General features: G+C 72.2%; 15 protein-coding genes. 13 read left to right on the top strand and 2 right to left on the bottom strand.

Features of this window, described 5'->3' with window-relative positions; translation table 11 throughout:
• Positions 1–7 precede the first annotated feature (7 nt).
• The 13 genes from CD790_RS26660 to CD790_RS26720 are packed head-to-tail and all read left to right on the top strand — an operon-like array spanning position 8 to position 14510.
• Positions 8–1552, top strand: a complete 1545-nt coding sequence (locus CD790_RS26660) for a right-handed parallel beta-helix repeat-containing protein (protein ID WP_186319253.1) — start codon at positions 8–10, stop codon at positions 1550–1552.
• Positions 1542–2846, top strand: a complete 1305-nt coding sequence (locus tag CD790_RS26665; protein WP_144385904.1) for an O-antigen ligase domain-containing protein — start codon at positions 1542–1544, stop codon at positions 2844–2846. The genes CD790_RS26660 and CD790_RS26665 overlap by 11 nt, the downstream gene beginning before the upstream one ends.
• Positions 2847–2854: 8 nt before the next feature.
• Positions 2855–4132 (top strand): glycosyltransferase, encoded by a 1278-nt coding sequence (locus CD790_RS26670; protein WP_144386108.1) that lies wholly within the window; start codon positions 2855–2857, stop codon positions 4130–4132.
• Entirely contained in the window at positions 4129–5364 is a 1236-nt protein-coding gene (locus CD790_RS26675) for a class I SAM-dependent methyltransferase (RefSeq protein WP_144385905.1), read from the top strand. Before CD790_RS26670 ends, CD790_RS26675 begins: the two co-directional genes overlap by 4 nt.
• A 13-nt stretch (positions 5365–5377) precedes the next feature.
• On the top strand, positions 5378–6172 hold the full coding sequence (locus CD790_RS26680; protein ID WP_144385906.1) for a glucose-1-phosphate cytidylyltransferase: 795 nt from the start codon (positions 5378–5380) through the stop codon (positions 6170–6172).
• Entirely contained in the window at positions 6169–6816 is a 648-nt protein-coding gene (locus CD790_RS26685; protein WP_144385907.1) for a PIG-L deacetylase family protein, read from the top strand. Before CD790_RS26680 ends, CD790_RS26685 begins: the two co-directional genes overlap by 4 nt.
• 3 nt (positions 6817–6819) lie before the next feature.
• The gene (locus CD790_RS26690; RefSeq protein ID WP_144385908.1) at positions 6820–7845 is read left to right on the top strand and encodes an NAD(P)-dependent oxidoreductase; all 1026 of its coding nucleotides are present in this window, start codon (positions 6820–6822) and stop codon (positions 7843–7845) included.
• Positions 7833–9116 carry a DUF4910 domain-containing protein gene (locus tag CD790_RS26695; protein WP_144385909.1) on the top strand — a complete coding sequence of 428 codons (1284 nt, stop codon included), beginning with the start codon at positions 7833–7835 and terminating at the stop codon, positions 9114–9116. The genes CD790_RS26690 and CD790_RS26695 overlap by 13 nt, the downstream gene beginning before the upstream one ends.
• 5 nt (positions 9117–9121) lie before the next feature.
• On the top strand, positions 9122–10432 hold the full coding sequence (locus tag CD790_RS26700; RefSeq protein WP_186319254.1) for a hypothetical protein: 1311 nt from the start codon (positions 9122–9124) through the stop codon (positions 10430–10432).
• A complete protein-coding gene (locus tag CD790_RS26705; RefSeq protein WP_144385911.1) occupies positions 10429–11385 on the top strand; it encodes a glycosyltransferase family 2 protein in 957 nt (318 codons plus the stop codon). Before CD790_RS26700 ends, CD790_RS26705 begins: the two co-directional genes overlap by 4 nt.
• A complete protein-coding gene (locus CD790_RS26710) occupies positions 11382–12590 on the top strand; it encodes a polysaccharide pyruvyl transferase family protein (protein ID WP_144385912.1) in 1209 nt (402 codons plus the stop codon). The genes CD790_RS26705 and CD790_RS26710 overlap by 4 nt, the downstream gene beginning before the upstream one ends.
• The gene (gene rfbC, locus CD790_RS26715; protein WP_144385913.1) at positions 12587–13138 is read left to right on the top strand and encodes a dTDP-4-dehydrorhamnose 3,5-epimerase; all 552 of its coding nucleotides are present in this window, start codon (positions 12587–12589) and stop codon (positions 13136–13138) included. The genes CD790_RS26710 and rfbC overlap by 4 nt, the downstream gene beginning before the upstream one ends.
• A 7-nt stretch (positions 13139–13145) precedes the next feature.
• A complete protein-coding gene (locus CD790_RS26720; protein ID WP_144385914.1) occupies positions 13146–14510 on the top strand; it encodes a glutamate-1-semialdehyde 2,1-aminomutase in 1365 nt (454 codons plus the stop codon).
• A gap of 17 nt (positions 14511–14527) precedes the next feature.
• Here the strand turns inward: CD790_RS26720 and CD790_RS26725 are convergent, their stop codons facing one another.
• Together CD790_RS26725 and CD790_RS26730 are read right to left on the bottom strand one after the other, a co-directional pair.
• Positions 14528–15217 carry a phosphatase PAP2 family protein gene (locus CD790_RS26725; protein ID WP_144385915.1) on the bottom strand — a complete coding sequence of 230 codons (690 nt, stop codon included), beginning with the start codon at positions 15215–15217 and terminating at the stop codon, positions 14528–14530.
• 122 nt (positions 15218–15339) lie between these two features.
• On the bottom strand, positions 15340–15696 hold the full coding sequence (locus CD790_RS26730) for a zinc ribbon domain-containing protein YjdM (protein WP_144385916.1): 357 nt from the start codon (positions 15694–15696) through the stop codon (positions 15340–15342).
• Between the last annotated feature and the right edge of the window lie 21 nt (positions 15697–15717).

A 15717-nucleotide genomic window follows, 5' to 3' on the forward strand; every position in this document is an offset into this window, starting at 1 on the left:
AGGACGCGTGGGGATCACGTGGCGGCGACGGGCGTTGCCGGCGGCACCGCTGGCGCTGGCCCTGCTGGTGGCGACCGGCTGTGACAGCACGCCGACCGAGCGGCCGGAGCCGACCGCTGCGCCGTCCACGCCCACGGCCCGGTCCGTGGCCCGGGTGTGCGCCAAGCCCGCGGCCGGTCCCGCGAAGGCACCGGCGGGCGCGGTGACGGTCGACCCCGCGGTCGTCGGTGACCTGGCCGCGAAGACCAGGAGCAGCCCCCCGAACACCACGTTCTGGCTCGCACCGGGCGAGCACCGGCTCGAACCGGAGCGCTACGCGCAGGTCGTTCCCAAGAAGGGGAACCGCTACCTCGGCGCGCCCGGCGCGGTGCTCGACGGCCGGAAGACCAACCAGTACGCGTTCGGCGGCAGCGCCCGCGACGTCACCATCCGCCACCTGACCGTGCAGCGGTTCGTCGCGCCGCACGACGAGGGCGTGGTCAACCACGACATGGCCGACGGGTGGGTGATCGAGCACGCGAGGGTCCAGTACAACTCCGGCGCCGGGATGATGGCCGGTGCCCGCCAGCGGGTCCGCGCCAGCTGTCTGCGCGGCAACGGACAGTACGGAATGAACGCGTACAAGACCGGCGACTCCATCCGTGGCCTGGTGGTCGAGGGCAACGAGATCGTGGGCAACAACACCGGCGACTGGGAGCGAAGGCGGCCGGGCTGCGGCTGCACCGGAGGCATCAAGTTCTGGGCCGTCGACGGCGCCGACATCCGCGGCAACTGGGTGCACGACAACCGCGGAGTCGGGTTGTGGGCGGACAACAACAACAACGACTTCCGCATCGAGGACAACGTCCTCGAGGCCAACGACGGTGCCGCGCTGATGTACGAGACCAGCTACAACGCGGTCATCCGGAACAACACGATCCGGCGGAACAACTGGGTCGAGGGCCGCAAGGGCGCCGACCGCGGCGACGACTTCCCGTACGCGACCGTCTACATCTCCGAGGCCGGCGGCGAACCACGGGTCGAAGCCCGCACGGACAAGATCGAGATCTACCGGAACGTGCTGGAGGACAACTGGAACGGCATCACCCTGTGGGAGAACGCCGACCGGTTCTGCAACAGCCCCGCCAACACCTCCACCGGATACTGCACGTTGCTGGTGAAGGACACCGACCGCTGCGCGCGGCCGGCGATCACCAAGGCACCGCTCTACGCCGACTGCCGGTGGAAGACCCAGCGGGTGGACATCCACGGCAACCGCTTCGTCCTGGACCCGTCCACCGTCAAGTGCACGATGGAGTGCGGCCACATGGCGGTCCTCGCCAACTACGGCACCTATCCGAACTGGTCGCCGTACAAGGGCAGGCGAGTGGCTGAGGCGATCACCCACCAGCAGTACAACCGCTGGCACGACAACGTCTACCGCGGACCGTGGAGCTTCCTCGCGGGCGACCCGAGCCGGAGACTCGGCGCCGGGCAGTGGCAGAGCACACCGTACCGGCAGGACACGGGCAGCACCTTCACCCCACAGGCCGGTGGTCGAGATGGGCGTTGAGACGGGCGGGAACCTGACACGCGGCGGGCCGCCGGGCCGACCGGACCCGGCGGGCACACAGCCCGGTGCCGCACCACGCCCCGCCGGCACACCGAAGGCCGTCGGGATCGTCTGGGCGCTGCTGGCCCTCAACACGCTCGGCTCCGCCGGGGCGAAGACCGTCATCCCGCTGCCCCGTTCCCTCATCCAGACGGCCACCATGGGCGCGCTGGTCACCGCGTTCGCGCTGGCGCTCGCGCTCAACCTCCGGCTGCGCATCCGACCCAGCGCCTTCGTGTTCCTGCTCACCCTGCTCCTGGTGCCCAGCGTGATCTCCAGCGTGAACCTGGAGGTCGGGTACGGCGCGCTGTTCCGCTGCGCCCGCCTCGCGCTCTTCGTCGGCACGCTGTGGCTGCTCAGCCGCTGGTGGGACGGCACCCTGACGTTCGTCCGGTACCACATCCGGATGTACTTCGCGGTGCTCGTGCTGGTGGCCGCGGGCCTGGTCGTCTCGCCGGGCACGGCCCTGCCCGAGTACTACGGCGGACGCCTGGTCGGCGCGCTGTGGCCGCTCACCCCGCCGCAGATCGGACAGTACGCCGCGGTGATCATCGGGCTCACCGTGCTGCTCGTCCTCGGCCGCCACACCACCGGGGCGAGTGCGGCGGTGATCATCGTGCCGTCACTCGTCCTGCTCGTGTTGACCCATACCCGCACGGCCACGCTCGGCCTGCTCATCGGGTTGCTGCTGGCGATCGGCTCGCTCGTGCTGACCAGCGCCGCCGCCCGCCGGTTCTTCGCCTGGACGGTGGTGTGCGCCACGGTGGCCGCGGTGGCCTTCAGCTCCGCGCTGCGGGCGTGGTTCCTGCGCGGACAGAGCCAGGAGAACCTGTCCAACCTCACCGGTCGGGCCAAGGTCTGGGACGCCCTGCTCGCAGCGCCCCGGACCACCGGGGAGAAGGTGTTCGGCGTGGGCCTGAGCGACAAGTCGTTCGGCGGGCTGCCGATCGACAACAGCTGGCTGGCCGTCTACCACGAGCAGGGTCTGATCGGCGTCACCCTCGTGGCGGTGATGATCACCGTCCTGGGCGGCGTCGCGCTGCTGCGGCCACCATCGCTGCCGAGGGCCTGCGCGATCTTCCTGATCAGCTACTGCGCGATCTCGTCGTACACCGAGGCCGGCCTTGGCGACGCCTCGCCCTATCTGCTGCACCTGGCCCTGGCCGCCTCGCTCCTCGCGGCACCCGCCCAGGCCACGCCCCTGTCGACGGCCGCGGTGCCTCGACGACGTATCCCGCGATGGGCCCGGAGGTGACCGTGAGCATGCACGTCCTCGTGGTGCACAACCGCTACTCCTCGAAGCAGCCGAGCGGAGAGAACAGAGTCGTCGACGAGGAGGTGGGGCTGCTGCGCGCGGCAGGCCACCGGGTCGACGTGTTCGAACGACGCAGCGACGACATCGCCGCCCGCTCCCTCCTCGGCAAGGCCGCGGTGCCGCTGCTCGTGCCGTGGAACCCCGCGGTCCGCGCGGAGCTCACCGCCCGGCTGCGCACCGAGCGGCCGGACGTGGTGCACATCCACAACGTCTTCCCGCTCCTGTCGCCCGCGGTCCTCGCCGCCTGCGCCGACGCCGGCGTGCCCGCCGTCGCCACCCTGCACAACTACACCCAGGTCTGCCCGCCCGGCACCCTGCACCGGGACGGCCGGTCGTGCACCGAGTGCGTCGGGACGACGACGTCGCTGCCCGCCGTCCGGCACGGCTGCTACCGGAACTCCCGCCTCGCGACGGTGCCGCTCGCGGTCAGCCTGTCGGTCAACCGACGGCGGTGGTGGTCCGGCGTGGAGCGGTTCTTCTGTATCTCCGCCGCGCAGCGCGACGTCCTGGTGCGGTCCGGCATGCCACCCGAGCGGCTGGCGGTGAAGCACAACTTCGTACCCGACCCGGGCGCCCGCCGAACGGGCGACGGCGAGCATCTGCTCTTCCTCGGCCGGCTCGCGGAGGCCAAGGGCGTACGGCTGCTCATGGCCGCGTGGGACGAGATCGCGGCGAGCGGCGGTGTGGGCGTGCCGCTCGTGCTCGCCGGCGCGGGGCCGCTGGAGGGAGAGGTCACCGCCTGGGCGGCGGGCCGGGACGACGTGCGGTACGTCGGTCTGTACGACCCGGCTCAGTGCCGGCAGGCCGTCGCCCGGTCGGTCGCCGTGGTGGCTCCCTCGATGGCCCTGGAGACGTTCGGCCTGGTGGTCGCGGAGGCGATGGCGGCGGGGGTTCCGGCGGTCGCCGCCGGCCACGGCGCCTTCGTCGAACTCGTCGAGGACGGGGTCACCGGGCTGCTGCACCGGCCGGGCGAGCCCGCCTCGCTCGCGTCCCGCATACGCCGGATCGCGGCCGAGCCCGGCCGCAACCGGGAGATGGGCCAGGCGGCCCGGCGCCGTTACGAGCGGGGTTTCAGCCCGGCCGTCGGCCTGGAGCGCCTGGTGGAGGGGTACCGCACCGCGATCGCGGGTCGGTCGGGCGGCGCGGACGGCGCGCCGCCGACAGGGAACGGAAGCAACGGCTCGCGGCGGGGGGCCCGTGCGAGCAGGGATGGGGGAAGTAGATGACACGATGCCGACTCTGCGGCTCGGCGACGCTGGCGAGCGTCGTCGATCTGGGGGCGACCCCGCCGTGCGAGAGCTTTCTCGCCGCGGACCGACTGGACCAGCCGGAACCGGCCTACCCGCTGCACCTGCGGGTCTGCACGGACTGCTGGCTCGCCCAGATCCCGCCGCTGATCACACCGGAGGAGACGTTCCAGGAGTACGCGTACTTCTCCTCGTACTCGACCTCCTGGGTGGAGCACGCGCGCACGTTCGTCGCCGACGCCGTACAGCGGGTGGGTCTCGGCCCCGACGCCTTCGTGGTCGAGGTCGCGAGCAACGACGGGTACCTGCTGAGACACGTGGTGGACCGGGGGATCCGCTGCCTGGGCGTCGAACCGTCGGTGAACGTCGGCGCGGCGGCGCGGGAGAAGGGTGTGCCCACGCTCACGGAGTTCCTGACCCCGGAGACCGGCTCGGCCGTCCGCGCCGAGCACGGCCCGGCGGACCTGGTCGTGGCCAACAACGTGTACGCGCACATCCCCGACGTCGTCGGGTTCACCCGGGGGCTGCGCGCCCTGGTCGCCGACGACGGCTGGGTCTCCATCGAGGTGCAGCACCTGCTGACCCTGATCGAGCGGAACCAGTACGACACGATCTATCACGAGCACTTCCAGTACTACACGGTCGCGGCCGCGATCCGGGCGTTGGCGAGCGGCGGACTCGCCCTCGTGGACGTCGAGTCGCTGCCCACGCACGGCGGCTCCATCCGGCTGTGGGCCCGGCCCACCGAGGTGGCGGGCGAGCCGACTCCGCAGGTGGCCGACGTGCTGGCCCGGGAGAAGGCCGCCGGGCTCCAGGAACTGTCCGGGTACACCGAGTTCTCCGCCCGGGTGGCCAAGGTGCGCCGGGACCTCCTGCGGTTCCTCATCGAGGCGGCCGAGCGCGGCGACACGGTCGTCGGCTACGGCGCCCCGGGCAAGGGCAACACCCTGCTCAACCACTGCGGCATCCGGCCCGACCTGCTGCCGTACACGGTCGACCGCAACCCCTACAAACACGGCAGGTTCACCCCGGGCACCCGCATCCCGATCCTGCCGCCCGAGCGGATAGCCGCCGACGAACCGGACTACGTGCTCGTCCTCCCGTGGAACCTGCGGGACGAACTGGTCGAGCAACTGTCCTTCGTCCATGAGTGGGGCGGCCGCCTGGTCTTCCCCATCCCGGAACTGAGCATCGTCGAGGTCACGTCGTGAAAGGGGTTGCGGCATGAAGGTCGTTCTGTTCTGCGGCGGCTACGGGATGCGGATGCGCGACGGAGCCTCCGACGACGTGCCCAAGCCGATGGCGATGGTCGGCCCGCGACCGCTGATCTGGCACGTCATGCGCTACTACGCGCACTTCGGGCACACGGAGTTCATCCTGTGCCTCGGCTACGGGGCGCACCACATCAAGAACTTCTTCCTCACCTACGAGGAGACGGCGTCCAACGACTTCGTGCTGCGAGGCGGGCGGACCGAGCTCCTTTCCACCGATATCTCGGACTGGACGATCACTTTCGCGCAGACCGGCATCGAGTCGCCGATCGGGGAGCGGCTGCGCCGGGTGCGGCACCACCTCGACGGCGACGAGATGTTCCTCGCCAACTACGCCGATGTGCTCACCGACGCCCCCCTGCCGGAGATGATCGATTCCTTCGCCCGGCGCGACGCCGGTGCGTCGATGATGGTGGTGCCGCCCCAGTCCTCCTTCCACTGTGTGGAGTTGGGCGAGAACGGCCTGGTGGGGGGCATCACCGCGGTGAGCGAACTGCCGCTGTGGGAGAACGGCGGCTACTTCGTGCTCCGCCAGGAGGTCTTCGACCACCTACCGGAGAACGGGGACCTGGTCGCCGACGGATGCGCCCAACTGGCCAAGCGGGGCCGCCTTGTGGCGCACCAGCACCGCGGCTTCTGGAAGCCGACCGACACCGTGAAGGAGCGGGCCGCGCTGGACGCGGCCTACGCCCGGGGCGACCGCCCGTGGGCCGTGTGGGAACAGGACCGCGCGGGGGTGGGGGCGTGATCCAGCTCAGCACCGGGCGCCTGGACCAGGTCGTCGCGGTGGGCGCGCACTGCGACGACATCGCCATCGGCGCCGGCGGCACACTGCTGACGATGTGCCTCGCGCGGCCGGGGCTACGCGTCGACGCGCTGGTGCTCTCCGGCGGCGGCAGCGAGCGGGAGCGGGAGGAGCAGGCCGCGCTCGCCGCGTTCTGCCCGGGCGCCGACCTGCGGCTGACCGTGCTCAAGCTGCCCGACGGCCGGATGCCCGCGCACTGGGACGAGGCCAAGGCCGCGGTCGAGGAGCTGCGCGAGCGCAGCGAACCGGATCTGGTCCTCGCCCCTCGCGCCGATGACGCGCACCAGGACCACAGCGGCCTGGCGAAGCTGGTCACCACCGCGTTCCGCGACCACCTCGTGCTCGGCTACGAGATCGTCAAGTGGGACGGCGACCTCGGCCGCCTCGCGGCGTACCAGCCGCTGTCGCCCCAGATCGCCGAGGAGAAGGTGCGGCTGCTGCAGGAGCACTACCCCTCGCAACAGCACCGGCCCTGGTACGACCGGGAGACCTTCATCGGCCTCGCCCGGATCCGCGGCATCGAATGCCACGCGCGCTACGCCGAGGCGTTCGCCGCCGCCAAACTCACACTCAACCTGGGGGACTGAACCTTGCGCGTGCTGCTGACCGGACACCAGGGCTACCTGGGCACGGTGATGGCCCCGGTCCTTGGCGCCGCCGGGCACGAGGTCGTCGGTCTCGACTCCGGCCTGTTCGCCGACTGCGTCCTCGGCCCGGCACCCGCCGACCCGCGGGGACACCGGGTCGACCTGCGCGATGTCACGGCCGACCACGTGGCCGGGGTGGACGCCGTGATCCACCTGGCCGCGCTCTCCAACGACCCGCTGGGATCGCTGGCGCCGGAACTCACCTACGACATCAACCACCACGCGTCCGTACGGCTGGCCCGGCTGGCGCGCGACGCCGGAGTGCGGCGCTTCCTGTACGCGTCGACCTGCTCGGTCTACGGCGCCGCCGGCGGTGACGACCTGGTGACCGAGGACGCCCCGCTGCGCCCGGTGACCCCGTACGCGGAGTCCAAGGTGCGGGTCGAGGACGACCTGCACGCACTCGCCGACGACGACTTCACCCCGGTGTTCATGCGCAACGCCACCGCCTTCGGCCACTCGCCCCGGCTGCGCGCCGACATCGTGCTGAACAACCTGGTGGGCCACGCGCTGCTGTCCGGCGAGGTCCTCGTGCTCTCCGACGGCACCCCCTGGCGCCCGCTGGTGCACGCCGCCGACATCGCACGGGCCTTCGCGGCCGCGCTGACCGCGCCACGGGAGGCGGTGCACGACCGGGCGTTCAACATCGGCAGCGAGACCAACAACGTCACGGTCGCCGAGATCGCCGAGCAGGTCGCCGAGGCGGTGTCCGGCGCGAAGGTGGTGATCACCGGGGAGACCGGCGCCGACCCGCGGTCGTACCGGGTGGACTTCTCCCGGTTCCGCGCCGCGATCCCCGGCTTCGACTGCGAGTGGACGGTGAAGCGGGGCGCGCTCGAACTCGCCGACGCCTACCGGAAGCACGGGCTGACCAGGGAGGACTTCGAGCGACGCTTCACCCGCCTTGCCGTGCTGCGCGCGGCGTCCGACACCGGCGCCGTCGACGACACCCTGCGGTGGCGCCGATGACCGCGACCGGAGAGCGGATGCACCAACTGGTGGAGCGGCTGTACCCGCTGTGCCGGAGCATCACCGGCGACGGTGTGCGCGCCACCCTGGAGATCGTCGGCGAGTACGTTCCACTGCGGGTCCACGAGGTGCCGACCGGGACGCGGGTGCTCGACTGGACGGTGCCGCAGGAGTGGAACATCCGGGACGCGTACATCGCCGACACCGCCGGCAACCGGGTCGTCGACTTCGCCGCGTCCAGCCTGCACGTGCTCGGCTACAGCGTGCCGGTGGCGCGGACCATGCCGCTGGCCGAGCTGCGCGCCCACCTGCACACCCTGCCGGAGCATCCGACCTGGGTGCCCTACCGCACCAGCTACTACCAGCCGCGATGGGGGTTCTGCCTGGCCCAGGAGACCCTGGACGCGCTGCCGGACGGCGAGTACGAGGTGTGCGTCGACTCCACACTCGCCGACGGCCACCTCACCTACGCCGAACACGTGGTCCCCGGGCAGGTCCCCGACGAGGTGATCGTCTCCTGCCACGTCTGCCACCCGTCGCTGGCCAACGACAACCTGGCCGGCATCGCGGTGGCGACGTTCCTGGCCCGGGCCCTGGCACAGGAGACGCCCTACTACACCTACCGGTTCATCTACGCGCCCGGCACCATCGGGGCGATCACCTGGCTGGCCCGCAACACGGAACGGATCGAGCGGGTCAAGCACGGGCTGGTGCTGGCCTGCGCCGGAGACTCGGGCCCCGTGACGTACAAGCAGAGCAGGCGCGGCGACGCGGAGATCGACCGGGTGATGCGGCATGTGCTGGTCGCCTCCGAACGCCCGCACCGGATCGCCGAGTTCACTCCGTACGGCTATGACGAGCGGCAGTTCTGCTCGCCCGGGTTCGATCTCGGCGTGGGCTCGCTCAGCCGCACCCCGTACGCCGGCTACCCCGAGTACCACACCTCGGCGGACAACCCGGACTTCGTCTCCCCGCAGGCGATGGCGGACACGCTCGCCGTCTGCCGCGAGGCGTTCTCCGTCCTGGACCGCAACCGGAGCTACCTCAACCTCAGCCCCTACGGTGAACCCCAGTTGGGCCGGCGTGGGCTGTACGACTCGCTCGGCGGCCGCAGCGACGCGAAGCAGGCCCAGATGGCCATGCTCTGGGTGCTCAGCCTGTCCGACGGCGAGCACAGTCTGCTGGACGTCGCCGAGCGGTCCGGGCTGCCGTTCGACACCGTCGCCGCCGCGGCCGGAGCCCTGCACGACGCCGGGCTGCTCAAGGTGTGAGACCGATGACCACCGGGAGGGAGAAGACGACGAAACCGGCGGACCCGGCCGAACCCGCCCGGCGCACCGCCAGGCGCGCCATGGCCGGAAGGCTGTCCTGGGGACTGGCCGACCAGGCGGTCTGCAGCATGACCAACTTCGCGGTGGGGATCTACGTGGCCCGCTCGCTGGGCCTTGCCGCGTTCGGCGTGTTCAGCCTGGCCTGGGTGACCCACGGCGTGGTGCTCAGCGTCTCCCGCGGCCTGGCCACCGACCCGCTCGTGGTGCGCTTCAGCGGCGTGTCGGCCGCGTCCTGGCGCGCGGCGGCGGCCCGGTCGTCGGGTACCGCGCTCGGCGTCGGTGCCGCCGTCGGCGCGGTGTGTCTGGTGGTCGGCCTCGCCCTCGGCGGCCGCGTGGGGCCCGCTTTCGCCTGCCTCGGCGTCGTACTGCCGGGGCTGCTGCTGCAGGACGCCTGGCGGTTCTCGTTCTTCGCCGCGGGCACCGGGCGAAAGGCGTTCGTCAACGACCTCCTGGGAGGCGTCGCACTCGTCCCGGCCATGGTCCTCGCGGCCCGCGTGGGCAGCGTGGCCGCCTTCGTGCTCGCCTGGGGTGCGGCCGCCGCGGTGGCCGCGGTGTACGGCTGCCTCCAGTCCGGCATCCGGCCCCGGCTGACCGGAGCCCGCGAGTGGCTGCGCGAGCAGCGCGACCTCGGCTACCGGTACCTCGTCGAGAACGTCGGCGTCAGTGGCGCGGCCCAGCTGCGGGCCTACGGCCTCGGCCTGATCGTCGGGGTCAGCGCGGTGGGCGTGGTCCGCGGCGCCGAACTCCTGCTCGGCCCCTTCCTCGCCGTGCTGATGGGTCTCTCGCTGGTCACCGTGGCGGAGGCGGCGCGGGTGCTGCGCCGGGCTCCGCACCGGCTGCGCCTCTTCTGCCTCCTGCTCGGCGGCGGACAGGCCGCCGCCGCGCTGCTCTGGGGCGCGGCGCTGCTCCTGGTGCCGGACCGGATCGGCGAGCTCGCGCTCGGCGACGTCTGGCGCTCCGCCTCGGAGCTCATCGTGCCGGCCACGCTCGGCGTCGCGGGCGCGAGCCTGGGCGTCGGCGCGGCGGTCGGACTGCGCGCGCTGGCCGCGGCCCGGCGCGGGCTGCGCTGTCAGCTGTTCGCCTCCACCTGCTATGTCGGCGGCGGGCTCGGCGGGGCGGCCGTGGGCGGCACGGTCGGCTCGGCCTGGGGCGTCGCCGCCGCGACGTTGTGCGGCTCGGCCGTGTGGTGGCTGCACCTGCGGTCCGCCCTGCGCGAGCGCCACCACCACACCATCCCCGAAGTGAGGACGTCATGACCGCGTTACGGCGCGTTCCCCGGTTGAGCATCGGCCTGCCCGTGTACAACGGCGAGGAGTACCTCGCCGAGGCCCTCGACGCCCTGCTCGGCCAGACCTACGAGGACTTCGAGCTGGTCGTCTCCGACAACGCCTCGACCGACGGGACGCAGGACATCTGCCGCAAGTACGCCGCGCGGGACTCGCGCATCCGGTACATCCGGCTGCCCCGGAACATCGGCGCCGCGCCGAACCACAACCACGTGTTCACCGAGTGCCACGGCGAACTGTTCAAGTGGGCCTCGCACGACGACCTGTACGCCCGGGACCTGCTGCGGGCTTGCGTGCAGGCGCTGGACGAACGGCCGGACGTGATCCTCGCGCACGCCGACCAGGCGGTCATCGACGGCGAAGGCCGGGTGAAGGTCCCCTACGCGTACACGCTCGCCACCGACTCGCCGCGCGCGTCGGAGCGCTTCCGCAGCATGCTCTTCGAGCCCGGCGGCGACGACTTCTACGGGGTGATGCGGGCCGATGTGCTGCGCCGGGTGAAGCCGCACGACAGCTACCACCACGCGGACCGCACGTTCGTCGCCGAGATCGGCCTGCACGGGCCCTTCCACCAGGTGCCGGAGCTGCTGTACTTCCGCCGCGACCACCCCACCCGCGCCGAACGGGCCAACCCCTCCAAGCGCTCGCGGTGCGTCAACCTGGACCCGCGCCGGGCGGGCCCGCTGCACCCCACGCCCCGGCTGCTCGCCGAGTACGTCTGGGGCTTCGTCGCGGCGATCCGGCGGGCGCCGCTGTCCTCGGCCGAGCGGCGCGCGTGCTACCGGCACCTGGCCGCGTGGATGGCCAGCCGGGCCCGACCGGGCGCCGGCGAGCGGGTCGAGGACCGCGCCCCGGTCGACCCGGCCCGGCTCACCGTCTCCGTCGACGCCCTCGTCGCGGGCCGCGAGGGGAGGCAGGCATGACGGTCGCGGACGAGACCCCGGTGCGCGTCGGGGTCTTCGGCCTGCTCGGCTCCGGCAACCTCGGCAACGACGGGTCACTCGAGGCCGTGCTCGGGTACCTCCGCGCCGCGCACCCGGAGGCGGTCGTGGACGCGCTGTGCGGCGGACCCGAGGTCGTCGCGACCCGGTACCGGATCCCCGCGACGCGGCTGCACTGGTACCGCGGGGAGTACCGGACCGCGTCGCGGGCGGGCGCGATCGCGGGGAAGGGCCTGGGCAAACTCGTCGACGCCGTCCGCACCGCCGCCTGGGTGCGCCGACACGACGTGGTGATCGTGCCGGGCATGGGCGTCCTGGAGGCCACGCTGCCGCTGCGGCCGTGGGGCTTCCCGTACTCGCTGTTCCTGCTCTGCGCGAGCGGCAGGCTGCTGCGCACCCCGGTCGCGCTGGTCAGCGTCGGCGCGGACGCGATCAGCGCCCGGCCCACCCGGACCCTGGTGCGCTGGGCGGCGCGGCTGGCCACCTACCGGTCGTACCGGGACGCGCTGTCCCGCGACGCGATGCGGGAGATGGGCGTGGACACCACGCGCGACGCGGTCTACCCGGACCTCGCCTTCGCCCTGCCGACGCCGCCGCCCGGCCCGACGGGCCAGGTCTGCGTGGGTGTCATGGACTTCCACGGCGGCGACGACGACCGGGCCCGTGCCGACGAGATCCACCGCCGCTACCTCGAAGGAACGACCCGTTTCGTACGTGCGCTGGTCGAGGAGGGCAGACGGGTCCGGCTGCTCACCGGCGACGAGTGCGACGCGCCGGTGGTCGCCGCGATCCTCGAAACGGTGGACTCGCCCCTGGTCACGGCTGCCGAAGTGTCCTCCCTGGCCGACCTGATGGAGGAGACGGCCGCCGCCGACGCCGTGGTGGCCACCCGCTACCACAACCTGATCTGCGCACTGAAGGCCGGCACACCCACCCTCGCACTCAGCTACGCGGCGAAGAGCGACGCACTCATGACGAGGATGGGCCTCGGCGCGTACCGCCATCCGGCCCGAGAGGTCGAAGCCGACCGGCTGCTGGAGCAGTTCCGGGAGCTGGAGAAGAGATCGGCGGAGCTACGCCGGACCCTCACCGAGCGCAACGAGGAGGCCGCGCGGCAACTAGCCGAGCAGTTCGCCGCCTTGAGCAGGACCCTGTTCAAGAAGACCACCCGGCAGGAGGCCCCGTGAAAGCGACCGAAGTCCCGGCGATCCAGGGCGCGTACCTCTTCGAGCCGACGCCGTACGCCGACGAACGCGGCTTCTTCTGCCGCACCTTCGACGCCGACGTGGTCCGCTCGGTGGGCCTCGACCCGAACGCCTTCATCCAGGACAGCGTGTCCCGTTCGATCCGGGGCGTGCTGCGCGGCCTGCACCTGCGCTCCGGCGCCGGCGAGGCCAAGCTCGTGCGCTGCTCGTACGGGAGGATCTTCGACGTCGTCGTGGACCTCCGGCCCGACTCGCCGACCTACCGCGACCGGGCCTTCTTCGAGCTGTCCGGCGAGACGCAGGCGACCCTCTACATCCCGGCGGGGTGCGCGCACGGCTTCCAGGCGCTGACCGAAACCGCCGACACCTCGTACCGCATCGACCGCCCGCACGATCCGGCCGAGGACGTGACGATCGCCTTCGACGACCCGGATCTCGCCATCCCCTGGCCGCTGCCGGTCACATCGATGTCCCAGCGGGACCGGGAGGCGCCGAGCCTCGCCGAGGTCCTGAAGCAGCAGGAGAGTTGAGGTCGGCGTGGACACCGAGGATTTCCCGCTACCCCGGTCGCGGGCGGCGAACGAGCGACTGCACGCCCTGATCCCCGGGGGCGCGCACACCTACGCCAAGGGCGACGACCAGTACCCCGAGAACCTGGCCCCGGTCATCAGCCACGGCCGCGGTGCCCATGTGTGGGACGTCGACGGCAACCGCTACATCGAGTACGGCTCCGGCCTGCGGTCGGTCAGCCTCGGCCACGCCCATCCACGCGTGATCGAGGCGGTGCGGCGGGAACTCGACCGCGGCGGCAACTTCGTCCGGCCGTCCATCGTGGAGGTCGAGGCCGCGGAACGCTTTCTGGCCACGGTGCCGACCGCCGAGATGGTGAAGTTCGCGAAGAACGGCTCCGACGCCACCACCGCCGCGGTGCGCCTCGCCCGCGCCGTCACCGGGCGCCCGCGGGTGGCCGTCTGCGGCGACCATCCGTTCTTCTCCGTCGACGACTGGTTCATCGGCACCACGCCGATGTCCGCCGGTGTTCCGGCGGCGACCACCGAGCTCACCCTGGCGTTCCCTTACGGGGACCTGGCCGCCACGGAGGAGCTGCTCACCCGGTACCAGGGCGAGATCGCCTGCCTGATCCTCGAACCCGCCACCCACACCGAGCCCTTCCCCGGCCCTCCACTCCGTTCGAGCGGGGAGGACCCCACTCCCGGCTACCTCGCCGGCCTGCGGGAGCTGGCCGACCGGCACGGCTGCGTACTGGTCTTCGACGAGATGATCACCGGCTTCCGCTGGTCCGAGGCGGGTGCCCAGGGCCTCTACGGCGTCACCCCCGACCTCTCCACGTTCGGCAAGGCACTGGGCAACGGGTTCGCCGTCTCCGCGCTGGCCGGGCGCCGCGACCTGATGGAGCGGGGCGGGCTGCGTCACTCCGGCGAGCGGGTGTTCCTGCTGTCCACCACGCACGGCGCGGAAACGCACTCCCTGGCCGCCGCGATGGCCGTGCTCACCACCTACGTCGAGGAGGGCGTCACCGCGCGGCTGCACGCCCTCGGCGAGCGGTTGGCCGCCGGTGTCCGCGACGCCGCGGCCACCATGGGCGTCGGCGACCACATCGTCGTCCGGGGCCGGGCCAGCAACCTGGTCTTCGCCACCCTCGACGAGAACCGGCAGCCGTCGCAGCGGTACCGCACCCTGTTCCTGCGCCGGCTCCTCGCGGGCGGGGTGCTGGCCCCGTCGTTCGTGGTGAGCAGCGCGCTCGACGACGCCGACATCGATCGCACCGTCGACGTGGTGGCCCAGGCGTGTGCGGTGTACCGGAAGGCACTGGACGCCGCCGACCCCACCCCCTGGCTGGGCGGGCGGCCGGTGAAGCCCGTATTCCGCCGCTTGGCGTGACGTGACCTGACGCGTGGTCAGCGGTGCTCTGGCCGTTCCCTGACATCGGCCATCCGTTCGGTCGACCGGTCGGCCGTCCGGTCGACCAGCCACGCGGTCGCCGGTACCACCGCCAGCGCGGTGCACCAGCCGCCGAGGACGTCGGTCGGGTAGTGCGCGCCCAGGGCGACCTGCGCCCAGCCCATGGCGGCGCCGGCAACCAGCGCCGCGGCGAGCACGAGCAACGTGCCGGCCTTCCCGCCGAGGCCGAGCCGGCCGACCGCGATCAGCGCCACAGCGAGGGCGAGCGCGGTGACGAAGGCGGTGTGCCCGCTCGGGTAGGACAGGTTGTCGTCGCCGTGGATGGTGCGTCCCACCAGGGGCTTGAGCAGCGTCGTCGTCCCCACGGCCAGGCCGGTGCCGACGACGACGAGCACGGCCGCCCGAGGTCGCCGAAGAAGCAGGCAGCCCATCACGGTGGCCAGGACCAGCGCCGCCGCTCCGGCGGGCTCCCCCAAGAAGTCCGTGGTCAGAGCGACACGCCGCCATGGCGGCCGCACACTGTCCGCCGTCGGCTGGATGATCCACCCGTCCACCCTGGCGGGCTCGCTGTGTCCGGCGTACAGGACCCCGAGCCCGACGACCACCAGCGTGGCGAGGGCCGCGATCAGCCCGAGCCACGCGCGCAGCGCTGCGGGCAGCAGGGCGGGCGCCGGCCGGCCGGTCACCCGCGACTTCTGCCGACACCGACTCCCCACTGACGAGCCCCCCTCGTGTCGGACGTGGACCGCGCGGGAACCGTCAGGCCCCCGGCTGCCCCGCGAGCTGAGGATCCGTCACGCCAGAACGGTCAGCTCTTGCGGACCACGCTGGACTTCAGCTGCATATGGCCGAAGCCGTCGATCTTGCAGTCGATGTCATGGCCGTCGACTCCGTCGACGAGGCGGATGTTGCGTACCTTCGTGCCCGCCTTGATCCCGGTCGGGTGGCCCTTGACCTTCAGGCCCTTGACGACCGTCACGGTGTCGCCGTCGGCGAGTGCGTTCCCGACCGAGTCCTTGATCACCCGCTCGTCGGGCGAGGTCTCCGCATCAGCGGAGGCAGGCGTCCATTCGTGTCCGCACTCGGGGCACACCAGGAGCGCGCCCATCTCGTACGTGTACGCGCTGGCGCACTCGGGGCAGGGAGGCAAAGGGGTCTCACTCACCTCAACAGTGTATTTCAGACC

This window comes from Streptomyces sp. SAJ15 (assembly GCF_007595705.1).
GTDB lineage: Bacteria > Actinomycetota > Actinomycetes > Streptomycetales > Streptomycetaceae > Streptomyces.